The sequence below is a fragment of the Streptomyces sp. NPDC004667 genome (assembly GCF_040609475.1).
GTDB lineage: Bacteria > Actinomycetota > Actinomycetes > Streptomycetales > Streptomycetaceae > Streptomyces.
The window spans coordinates 67,498-79,942 of sequence record NZ_JBEXKC010000034.1 but is presented as its reverse complement, the minus strand read 5'-3'; the positions used below and the strand labels follow the sequence as shown (position 1 = coordinate 79,942).

Below are 12,445 nucleotides of genomic sequence, written 5' to 3'. Positions count from 1 at the left end.
ACGGCACCCGGACGGACACCCGCCGCAGCCCACACCTCGGCCAGCGACACCATCACCGCGAACAACGCCGGCTGCACCACATCCACCCGGTCGAGGGAGGGCGCGCCGTCGGCGGCCCGGAGCACATCCACCAACGACCAGTCGGTGAAGGGCTCCAGCGCCTTCGCGCACTCCCCGATCCGCGCCGCGAACGCCGGCGAGGACTCCAGCAGCCCAGCCGCCATCCCCAACCACTGCGAACCCTGACCCGGGAACACGAACACCGTCTTCCCGGTGCTCACGGCGCCGCGCGTCACTCCGGCGGCCGCGGTGCCGTCCTCCAGCGCGGTCAGACCACGCAGCAGCTCCTTCCGGTCCCCGGCCACGACCACCGCGCGGTGGTCGAAGACGGCCCGGGTCGTGGCCAGGGAGAGCGCCACATCGGCGGGCCTGAGCCCGGCCGCGCCCTCCAGGTGCCTGCGCAGGCGGGCCGCCTGGTCGCGCACGGCGTCCGCCGACTTCGCGGACACCACGTACGGCAGCACCGGTGCGGTACCCGTCTCGGCCGCGGTGACCACGGCCTCGTCGGGGGCCTGCTCGATGATGGTGTGCGCGTTGGTGCCGCCGATGCCGAACGAGGACACGGCCGCCCGGCGCGGGCGCCCGGTCTCCGGCCAGGGGGTGGCCGACTCCAGGAGCGAGACCGCTCCCGCCGACCAGTCCACGTGCGGGGTGGGCTCGTCCACGTGCAGGGACTTCGGCAGGACTCCGTGCCGTATCGCCTGGACCATCTTGATGACGCCCGCCACACCGGCGGCGGCCTGTGTGTGGCCCACGTTGGACTTGATCGAACCGAGCCACAGCGGCTGCTCGTCCGTGTGCTCCTGGCCGTAGGTGGCCAGGAGGGCCTGCGCCTCGATCGGGTCGCCGAGGGTGGTGCCCGTGCCGTGCGCCTCGACGGCGTCCACCTCTGCGGCGGACAGACCGGCGTTGGCCAGGGCCTGGCGGATGACGCGCTGCTGCGAGGGGCCGTTCGGGGCCGTGAGCCCGTTGGAGGCGCCGTCCTGGTTGACCGCCGAGCCGCGGACCACGGCGAGGACCGGGTGGCCCTTGGCGCGGGCGTCCGAGAGCCGCTCGACCAGCAGCATGCCGACGCCCTCGCCCCAGGCGGTGCCGTCGGCGGCGGCCGCGAAGGGCTTGCAGCGGCCGTCGGAGGCCAGGCCGCGCTGGATGCTGAAGGCGATGAAGGTGCCGGGCGTGGCCATCACGGTCACACCGCCCGCGAGGGCCATGTCGCATTCGCCGTTGCGCAGGGCCTGGACGGCGAGGTGCAGGGTGACCAGGGAGGACGAGCAGGCCGTGTCGACGGTGACCGCCGGGCCCTCCAGCCCGAAGGTGTACGAAACGCGGCCCGAGGCGACACTGCCCGAGCTGGACGTCCCCATGTACCCCTCCAGGCCCTCCGGGGCCCGGTGCAGCAGGGTGCCGTAGTCGTTGTACATGACACCCGCGAACACGCCGGTCCGGCTGCCGCGCATCGACGCCGGGTCGATGCCGGCCCGCTCGAAGGCCTCCCAGGAGGTCTCCAGCAGCAGCCGCTGCTGCGGGTCGGTCGCCAGGGCCTCGCGCGGCGAGATCCCGAAGAACGTCGGGTCGAAGTGGTGCGCGTCGTGCAGGAACCCGCCGGTCGGGCTGTAGTCGGCGCCCGGCTGGCCGGGGTCGAGGATTCCGGCGAGGTCCCAGCCGCGGTCGTCCGGCATGGCGGAAATGGCGTCCCGTCCGTCCGCGACGAGTCGCCACAGGTCCTCGGGCGAGCGGACGTCACCGGGGAAGCGGCAGGCCATCGCCACGATGGCGATCGGCTCGTCGTCGTGCACGGAGGCCGCGACCGCGGCCACGTCCGTGCCCTGGCCGCCGAGCAGCTCGGCGTGCAGGTACTCCGCCAGGACGGCCGGGGTCGGGTAGTCGAAGACGAGGGTGGCCGGCAGGCGCACACCCGTCGCCGCCGCGAGGCGGTTGCGCAGTTCGACGGCGGTCAGCGAGTCGAAGCCGACCTCGCTGAACGACCGCGCCGGATCCACCGCTTCGGGGCCGGCGAAGCCGAGTACGGCGGCCACCTGGCCCCGGACCAGCTCCAGCACGGCTCCCGGCCGCTGGTCCTGCGGCAGGGCCGTGAGCTGCCGGGCGAAGGCACCGACCGCGGCCGTGCCGCCCCGGGCCGCACGCCGCGAGGGCATGCGGACGAGGCCGGAGAGCAGCGGCGGGAGCATCCCGCCGCGAGCGGCGGCGCGCAGCGCGGCCAGGTCCAGCCGGACCGGCACCAGCAGGGCCTGTCCGGAGGCGCAGGCGCTGTCGAACAGGGCCACGCCGTCGGCGGCGGTCAGGGCGATCACGCCACCGCGGCCCATCCGCGAGACGTCGCCGGCGTCCAGGGTGTCCCCCATGCCGCCCGCCTCGTCCCACAGGCCCCAGGCGAGGGAGGTCGCGGCCAGGCCCTGGGCCCGACGGTGGGCGGCGAGGGCGTCCAGGAAGGTGTTGGCAGCCGCGTAGTTGGCCTGGCCCGCACCACCGAACACACCCGCAGCGGACGAGAACAGGACGAACGCGGACAGGTCGAGACCAGCGGTCAGCTCGTGCAGGTTCCACGCCGCGTCCACCTTCGGACGCAACACCGCCGACAACCGCTCAGCCGTCAAAGAACCCACGACACCGTCGTCCAGAACACCGGCCGTGTGCACGACCGCCGACAACGGACGCTCGGCCGGGATCGCGGCCAGGACGGCGGCCAGCGCCTCCCGGTCAGCGACGTCACACGCCGCCCACGCCACCTCCGCACCCAGCTCAGCCAGCTCCGCCGACAACTCCACGGCACCCGGAGCCGCCTCACCACGACGGCTCACCAACAACAGCTGACGTACACCGTGCTCGGCCACCAGATGCCGGGCGAACAGACCACCCAGCGAACCACTCGCACCCGTGACGAGCACCGTGCCTCCGGCCGCCCACTCCGGATCCAAGCCGGCAACCGACGCGCGTGCCAGGCGCGGCACGAGCAGCACGCCCCCGCGCACCGCCACCTCGGACTCACCCGAGGCCAGCGCGGAGGAGAGCGCCTGCTCCGCATCGCCGTCGGCGTCGACGTCCACCAGGACGATCCGGCCCGGGTTCTCCGACTGCGCGGAGCGCACCAGGCCCCACACCGCGGCGTGCACCAGGTCCGCAGGACCGTCGCCCGGGGCGACGGTCACGGCGCCTCGGGTCAGGAACGCCAGCCGCGCATCGGTGAAGCGGTCGTCGGACAGCCACCGCTGGAGCAGCGCCAGCACCCGGGCCGCCTCGGCGTGCACCGCGTCGGCCACGTCCGGGCCGTCGGGCGCCGGGCACGACAGCACCAGCGCACCCGGCACCGCGTCGAGGTCGTCGAGGGCCTGCGCGTCGGCCTCGTCCCGCATGATCCAGTCGCCGAACAGCGCGTCGGACGGCATCAGTTCGCGCCACTCGACGCGGAACAGCGCATCGCCGTGGCCGGCGACCTGCCGGCCGAGCTGCTCCGGCGAGAAGGCGCGCAGAGCGAGGCTGTCCACCGAGGCGACCGGTACGCCGTCGGTGTCGGCGATCTCCAGACGCACCGCCTCGCGTCCGGCCCGGGAGAGCCGTACGCGCAAGGTGTCCGCTCCCGTGGAGTGGACCGCGACCCCGGACCAGGAGAACGGCAGCCGCGGCAGACCGGTGTCCTCCACGAGGGAGCCGAGGCCGATGGCGTGCAGAACGGAGTCGAGGAGCGCCGGGTGGATCGTGAACTGCTCGGCGTCCGGGCCCTGCTCGTCACCGAGGCCGACCTCGGCGAACACCTCGTCGCCCTTGCGCCAGGCGGCCCGCAGGCCCTGGAACACGGGCCCGTAGCCGAAGCCGGACTCGGCGAAGCCCTCGTACAGCTCCTCGACGTCGACGGGCTCCGCGCCGGCCGGGGGCCAGGCCGCGAGGTCGAACACCGGGGGCTCCTCCGTACCCACCGCGAGGGTCGCGGTGGCGTTGCGGAGCCAGAGGGCGCTGTCCGCCGCCAGGCCGTCGCGCGAGTGGAAGGCCAGGGGCCGGCGGCCCGCCTCGTCGGGGGCCCCGACGGCGATCTGGAGCTCGACGCCGCCGTCCTCGGCGAGGACGAGGGGGGCGGCGAGGGTCAGCTCTTCCACCACGTCGCAGCCGATCTGCTCACCGGCGCGCAGCGCCAGCTCGACGAACGCCGTACCGGGCAGCGTCACCGAGCCCATGACCACGTGGTCCGCGAGCCAGGGGTGGGTGGCGACGGACAGCCGCCCGGTGAGGAGCAGGCCGTCGGCGTCCGCCAGCATCACGGAGGCGCCGAGCAGGGGGTGGTCGGCGGGCCGCAGGCCCGCGGCGGCCGCGTCGGCGAAGGATCCGACGGGGAGGTCGATCCAGTACCGCTCGTGCTGGAAGGCGTAGGTCGGCAGGTCGATGCTCCGGGCACCGGTGCCCGTGAAGTACGACTCCCAGTCGACGGGGGCCCCGTGGGCGTGGGCCTCGGCGACGGCGGCCGTGAGGGTGGCCGTCTCGGGGCGCTCCTTGCGCAGGGCGGGGGCGAACACGGCAGCACGCGTCTCGTCGGCCAGGCAGGTCTGCGCCATGGCGCAGAGGATTCCGTCGGGGCCGAGTTCGAGGTACGTGGTGACCCCGGCGGCTTCCAGGGTGCGGATGCCGTCGAGGAAGCGGACCGCCTCGCGGACGTGCCGCACCCAGAAGTCCGCCGAGGCCATCTCGTCGGAGACCAGGGCACCGGTCAGGTTCGACACGACCGGGATGCGCGGGCTCTCGTACGTGAGCCCCTCCGCGACCCGGCGGAACCCGTCCAGCATCCCGTCCATGTGCGGGGAGTGGAAGGCGTGGCTGACGGTCAGCCGCTTGGACTTCCGATCCGCGAACGACCCCACGACGGTGGTCGCGGCGTCCTCGTCACCGGCGATCACGACCGAGCGCGGCCCGTTGATCGCGGCGATGCCGACCCGGTCCGTCAGCAGCGGCAGGACCTCGTCCTCCGAAGCCTCCAGAGCGATCATCACGCCACCGGCCGGCAGGGCCTGCATCAGCCGCCCGCGGGCGGACACGAGCGTGCACGCGTCGTCCAGCGACAGCACCCCCGCCACGTGCGCGGCGGCGATCTCACCGATCGAATGCCCGGACACGAAGTCCGGCTTCACACCCCACGACTCCAGGAGCCGGAACAGCGCCACCTCGACGGCGAACAGCGCCGGCTGGGTGTACTCCGTCCGGTCCAGCAGGGCGGCATCCGTACCGAACAGCGCTTCCTTCAGCGGGAGTTCCAGCCGCTCGCACACCGCATCAAGCGCGGCGGCGAACACCGGCTGAGCCTCGTACAGCTCACGCCCCATCCCGAGACGCTGACTGCCCTGACCGGTGAACAGGAAAGCGAGTTTGCCGGCTCCGGCGGCGCCCACGGTGCCGCAGGTGATCCCGGCGGCAGTCATGTCGCCGTTCTCCAGCGCGGCCAGCGCGCCGAGCAGTTCGTCCCGGGCGCCGGCCACGATCACCGCACGGTGGGCGAAGGCAGCGCGACGGGTGGCCAGCGAGTAGGCCATGTCCGCCGCGCCGGCCTCGGGCGTGTCCTGCAGGTGGGTCCGCAGGCGGGCCGCCTGGGCGCTCAGCGCGTCCGTCGACTTCGCGGACAGCACGTACGGGAACGCCGGCGCCGCGTCCGTGTCGGCCGCGGCCACCGCTGCCTCGTCCGGGGCCTGCTCGATGATGGTGTGCGCGTTGGTGCCGCTGATGCCGAAGGAGGAGATGGCCGCGCGGCGCGGGCGGCCGGTCTCCGGCCAGGCCACCGATTCCGTCAGCAGCTCGACGGCGCCCTCGGACCAGTCGACGTGCGGGGAGGGCTCGTCCACGTGCAGGGTCTTCGGCACCGTCCCGTGCCGCATGGCCTGCACCATCTTGATGATGCCGGCGACACCGGCGGCGGCCTGCGTGTGGCCCATGTTGGACTTGATCGAGCCCAGCAGCAGCGGGCGGTCCGCCGCCCGGTCCTGGCCGTACGTGGCCAGCAGCGCCTGAGCTTCGATCGGGTCGCCGAGCGTCGTGCCCGTACCGTGCGCCTCGACCACGTCGACGTCGGCGGAGGTCAGGCCCGCGCTGGCGAGGGCCTGGCGGATGACGCGCTGCTGGGAGGGGCCGTTGGGGGCGGTCAGCCCGTTGGAGGCGCCGTCCTGGTTGATCGCCGAGCCGCGGACCACCGCGAGGACCGGGTGCCCGTTGCGGCGGGCGTCCGAGAGCCGCTCGACGAGGAGCATGCCGACGCCCTCGCCCCAGGCGGTGCCGTCGGCAGCAGCGGCGAAGGGCTTGCAGCGGCCGTCCGTCGCGAGGCCGCGCTGCCGGCTGAAGGCGATGAAGGTGCCGGGCGTGGCCATCACGGTCACACCGCCGGCGAGCGCGAGGTCGCATTCGCCGTTGCGCAGGGCCTGGACGGCGAGGTGGAGGGTGACGAGCGAGGAGGAGCAGGCCGTGTCGACGGTGACCGCCGGGCCTTCCAGGCCGAAGGTGTACGAGACGCGGCCCGAGGCGACACTGCCCGAGCTGGACGTCCCCATGTACCCCTCCAGGCCCTCCGGGGCCCGGTGCAGCAGGGTGCCGTAGTCGTTGTACATGACACCCGCGAACACGCCGGTCCGGCTGCCGCGCATGGAGGCCGGGTCGATCCGGGCGCGCTCGAAGGCCTCCCAGGAGGTCTCCAGCAGCAGCCGCTGCTGCGGGTCGGTCGCCAGGGCCTCGCGCGGCGAGATCCCGAAGAACGTCGGGTCGAAGTGGTGCGCGTCGTGCAGGAACCCGCCGGCCGTGCTGTAGCTGGTGCCCTGGCGGTCCGGGTCGGCGTCGAAGAGGGCTTCGAGGTCCCAGCCCCGGTCGGCGGGCATGTCCGAGATGGCGTCCCGCCCGTCGCGGACGAGTCGCCACAGGTCCTCGGGCGAGCGGACGTCGCCCGGGAAGCGGCAGGCCATCGAGACGATGGCGATCGGCTCGTCATCGTGCACGGCGACGGCGGTCGGAGCCGTGTCCGCTTCCTGGCTGCCGAGCAGTTCGCCGTGCAGGTACTCCCCCAGGACGGCGGGCGTCGGGTAGTCGAAGACGAGGGTGGCCGGCAGGCGGACACCGGTGGCGGCGCCGAGCCGGTTCCGCAGTTCGACGGCGGTCAGCGAATCGAAGCCGACCTCGCTGAACGACCGCGCCGGATCCACCGCTTCCGGCCCCGCGAAGCCGAGTACGGCCGCGACCTGGCCCCGGACCAGTCCGAGGACGGCGCCGGCCTGCTGGTCCTGCGGCAGGGCAGCGAGCTGCCGGGCGAACGCGCCGCCGCCGCTGCCCCGGGCGGCCCGACGGGCCGGCATGCGGACGAGGCCGGAGAGCAGCGGCGGGAGCATCCCGCCGGCGGCCGCCGCACGCAGGGCGGCCAGGTCCAGCTTGACGGGCGCCAGCAGCGCCTGGCCGGAGGCGCAGGCGGTGTCGAACAGGGCCAGACCCTCGGCCGGCGACAGGGCGTTGACCCCACCACGACCCATGCGCGAAACGTCCTCGGCGTCCAGCGCACCACCCATACCACCCACCTCGGCCCACAGACCCCAGGCAAGGGAGGTCGCGGCCAGGCCCTGGGCCCGGCGGTGGGCGGCGAGGGCGTCCAGGAAGGTGTTGGCAGCCGCGTAGTTGGCCTGGCCCGCGCCGCCGAACACACCCGCAGCGGACGAGAAGAGAACGAACGCGGACAGGTCGAGACCGGCGGTCAGCTCGTGCAGGTTCCACGCCGCGTCCACCTTCGGACGCAACACCGCCGACAACCGCTCAGCCGTCAGAGAGCCGACGACACCGTCGTCCAGAACACCGGCCGTGTGCACGACCGCCGACAACGGACGCTCGGCCGGAATGCCAGCCAGGACGGCGGCCAGCGCCTCCCGGTCAGCGACGTCACACGCCGCCCACGCCACCTCCGCACCGAGCTCAGCCAGCTCCGCCGACAGCTCGGCGGCACCGGAGGCCGCCTCACCACTACGGCTCACCAGCAGCAGATTCCGTACGCCGTGCTCGGCCACCAGGTGCCGGGCGAACAGGCCACCCAGCGAACCACTCGCACCGGTGACGAGGACCGTGCCCTCGGCATCCCACGCAGGAGCCGCGTCAGCCACGACCGCAGCCCGCGCCAGCCTCGGCACCAGCACCGAACCGCCACGCACCGCCACCTCGGACTCACCCGAAGCCAGCGCGGAGGAGAGCGCCTGCTCCACCTCGGCATCGGCATCCACGTCCACCAGGACGATCCGCCCCGGGTTCTCCGACTGCGCCGACCGCACCAGGCCCCGTACCGGAGCGTGGACCAGGTCCGACACACCCTCACCCGGCACGGCCTCCACCGCACCCCGCGTCAGGAACACCAGGCGAGAGCCGGAGAAGCGGTCGTCGGCCAGCCATTCCTTGACCAGCGCGAGCACGCGGCCGGTCTCGGCGTGTACCGCGGCGGCCACGTCCGCGTCGGCGGGCTCGGTGCACGGCACGACCAGCGCGGACGGGATCTCCCCGCCCTCGACCACGGCCACGCCCAGCCCGGCGAGGTCGGCGAAGACCTGCGCGCCCTCGCCGAGCATCATCCAGGTGTCGGCGGAACCGGCCGCCGCCGAGGCCGCCTCGGTCCACTCGACACCGAACAGGGAGTCGCCGTGGCCACCGGCCGGGCGGCCGAACTGCTCGGGCGAGAAGGCCCGGAGGGCCAGGCTGTCCACCGTCGCGACGGGCGCGCCCTCGATGTCGGCCATGTCCAGCCGTACGGACTGCTGACCCGCCTTGGAGAGGCGCACGCGCAGGGTGTCCGCTCCGGTGGAGTGGACCGCGACCCCGGACCAGGAGAAGGGCAGTTGGCCCCGGCCGGTGTCCTCCATGAGGGAGCCGAGGCCGATGGCGTGCAGGGCGGAGTCGAGGAGCGCGGGGTGGATCGTGAACTGCTCGGCGCCCGGGTCGGTTTCGTCGCCGAGTCCGACCTCGGCGAACACCTCCTCGCCGCGCCGCCAGGCGGCCCGCAGGCCCTGGAACACCGGGCCGTAGCCGAAGCCGGAGTCCGCGAGGCCCTCGTACAGGCCTTCGATGTCAACGGGTGCCGCACCGGCGGGCGGCCAGGCGTTGAGGTCGCAGGCCTGCTTCTCCTCCGCGCCCTGCGCCAGCGTCGCGGTGGCGTTGCGGACCCACGGCTCGTCGTAGGCCGCCAGGCTGTCGCGCGAGTGGAAGACGACCGGGCGGCGGCCCGCCTCGTCGGGCGCTCCGACGGTGATCTGGAGCTCGACGGCGCCTTCCTCGGGCAGTACGAGCGGGGCCGCGACGGTCAGTTCGTCGACCAGGTCGCAGCCGACGCGCTCGCCGGCATGGAGGGCGAACTCGACGAAGGCCGTGCCCGGGAGCAGCGCGGAGCCCATGACGCGGTGGTCCGCGAGCCAGGGGTGGGTGGGCAGTGACAGTCGCCCGGTGAGGAGCAGGCCGTCGGCGTCCGCCAGCGTCACCGAGGCGCCGAGCAGGGGGTGGTCGGCGGACCGGAGTCCGGCGGTGGTCACGTCGCCGCCGAGGGTTCCGGCGTCGAGCCAGTAGTGCTCGCGCTGGAAGGCATACGTGGGCAGGTCGACGTGCTCGGCGCCGGTGTCACGGTGGTAGGACTGCCAGTCGACGGCGATGCCCCGGACGTGTACGCGGGCGAGGGCCGTGACGGCGGTCTCCGCCTCGGGACGGTCCCTGCGGAGGGTGGGTACGAAGGCGGCGGTGCCGGTGTCGTCGGCCAGGCAGGCCTGCGCCATCGCGGACAGCACCCCGTCGGGCCCGAGCTCGACGTACGTGGTCACGCCCGCGGCCTCCAGGGCACGGATGCCGTCGAGGAAGCGGACCGCCTCGCGGACGTGCCGCACCCAGAACTCCGCCGAACCCATCTCATCCGAGACCAGGGCACCGGTCAGGTTCGACACCACCGGAATCTGCGGGGCACCGTACGTCAGCCCGGCCACAACCTGGCGGAACCCGTCCAGCATCCCGTCCATGTGAGGCGAGTGGAACGCGTGGCTCACCGTCAGCCGCTTGGACTTCCGGTCCGCGAACGACCCCACGACGGCCGTCGCCGCGTCCTCGTCACCGGCGATCACGACCGAGCGCGGACCGTTGACCGCGGCGATGCTCACCCGGTCGGTCAGCAGCGGCAGGACCTCGTCCTCCGAAGCCTCCAGCGCGATCATCACACCACCGGCCGGCAGCGCCTGCATCAGCCGCCCGCGGGCGGCGACCAGCACGCACGCGTCCTCCATCGACAGCACCCCCGCCACATGTGCGGCGGCGATCTCACCGACCGAATGCCCGGACAGGAAGTCCGGCTTCACACCCCACGACTCCAGCAGCCGGAACAGCGCCACCTCGACGGCGAACAGCGCCGGCTGGGCGTACTCCGTACGGTCCAGCAGAGCGGCATCCGTACCGAACAGCGCCTCCTTCAGCGGGAGTTCCAGCCGCTCACACACCGCATCCAGAGCGGTCGCGAACACCGGGTAGGCGTCATACAGCTCACGCCCCATCCCCAGGCGCTGGCTGCCCTGACCCGTGAACAGGAAGGCGGTCTTGCCGCGTGCTCCGGCCTCGCCCCGGACGACGCGCGTCGCGGCGGTCTCCTCTTCGGAGGCCAGTGCCGCCAGGTCGGCGAGGGCGCGGTCGCGGTCGCCGGCCACGACGACGGCGCGGTGTTCGAGGGCGGCTCGGCCGGTGGCCAGGGAGCGGCTGATGTCCGCCGCCGACTGGTCGGGGTGGGCGCGCAGGTGGGTGAGCAGGCGTTCGGCCTGGGCGCGCAGGGCGGCTTCCGTACGGGCCGAGACGGGCCACGGCAGTACGGGCGGTACGACGGTGCGGCGCTGCGGGGCCGCCGTCTCGGCGGTCTCGGTCCCGGTCTCCGACTCGGTCCCGGCCGCGTCGGTCCCGGCCGCCTCGGTCGCCGCCGCGTCGGCGGGGACCTCGGTGGGGGCCTGCTCGATGATGGTGTGCGCGTTGGTGCCGCTGATGCCGAACGAGGAGACGGCCGCGCGGCGCGGGCGGCCGGTGTCCGGCCAGTCCACGGTGGTGCGCAGCAGCGACACGGCGCCCGCGGCCCAGTCGACCTTGGTCGAGGGCTCGTCCACGTGGAGGGACTTCGGGATCCGGCCGTGGCGGATCGCCATGACCATCTTGATGACGCCGGCCACGCCGGCGGCGGCCTGCGTGTGTCCGATGTTGGACTTCACGGAGCCCAGCCACAGCGGGCGGTCCTCGGTGTGCTCCCGGCCGTACGTGGCCAGCAGGGCCTGCGCCTCGATGGGGTCGCCGAGGGTGGTGCCGGTGCCGTGCGCCTCGACCACGTCGACGTCCGCGCCGGTGAGGCGGGCGTCGGCCAGGGCCTGGCGGATGACGCGCTGCTGGGACGGGCCGTTGGGCGCCGTGAGGCCGTTGCTCGCACCGTCCTGGTTGACCGCCGAGCCGCGGACCACCGCGAGCACGCGGTGGCCGTTGCGGCGGGCGTCGGAGAGGCGTTCCACGAGGAGCATGCCCGCGCCCTCGCCCCAGCCGGTGCCGTCGGCGGCGTCCGCGAAGGACTTGCAGCGGCCGTCGAAGGACAGGCCGCGCTGGCGGCTGAACTCGGTGAAGGTGCCGGGCGTCGGCATGACGGTGACGCCGCCCGCGAGGGCGAGCGAGCACTCGCCCTTGCGCAGCGCCTGCATGGCCAGGTGGAGCGTGACGAGGGAGGAGGAGCAGGCGGTGTCGACGGTGAGCGCCGGGCCCTCCAGGCCGAACGTGTACGAGACGCGGCCGGAGGCGATGCTGCTGGAGCCGCCGGTGCCGAGGTAACCCTCGACCTCCGGCGGTACGGCGCGCAGCCGCGAGGCGTAGTCGTGGTACATGACGCCGGTGAAGACGCCGGTGCGGCTGCCGCGCATCGAGGTGGGGTCGATGCCGGCGCGTTCGAAGGCCTCCCAGGCGATTTCCAGCAGCAGGCGCTGCTGCGGGTCCATCGCCACGGCTTCACGGGGGGAGATGCCGAAGAACTCCGGCTCGAAGCGGTTGGCGGAGTGCAGGAAGCCGCCTTCGCGCACGTAGCTCGTGCCCCGCCCGTCGGGGTCCTCGTCGAACAGGCTCCCCGTGTCCCAGCCCCGGTCCGTCGGGAAGGCCGAGATCGCGTCGGTCTCCTCGGACACCAGCCGCCACAGGTCCTCGGGGGACTCGACGTCTCCCGGGTAGCGGCAGCTCATTCCGATGATCGCGATCGGCTCCTGCTCCTCCGACTCGACCTCCTGGAGGCGGCGGCGCGTCTCGTGGAGATCGGCCGTTACCCGCTTCAGGAAGTACCGGAGCTTTTCCTCGTTCATGCGTGCATCCCTCGTACAGAAGCCAGAAAGTCAAAGTGGTGGGA

General features: G+C 73.6%; 1 protein-coding gene. It reads right to left on the bottom strand.

The window, feature by feature from the left end:
- On the bottom strand, positions 1-12,401 hold a 12,401-nt coding region (locus ABZW32_RS20300; protein WP_356217721.1), incomplete at its 3' end, for an SDR family NAD(P)-dependent oxidoreductase.
- Positions 12,402-12,445 lie beyond the last annotated feature (44 nt).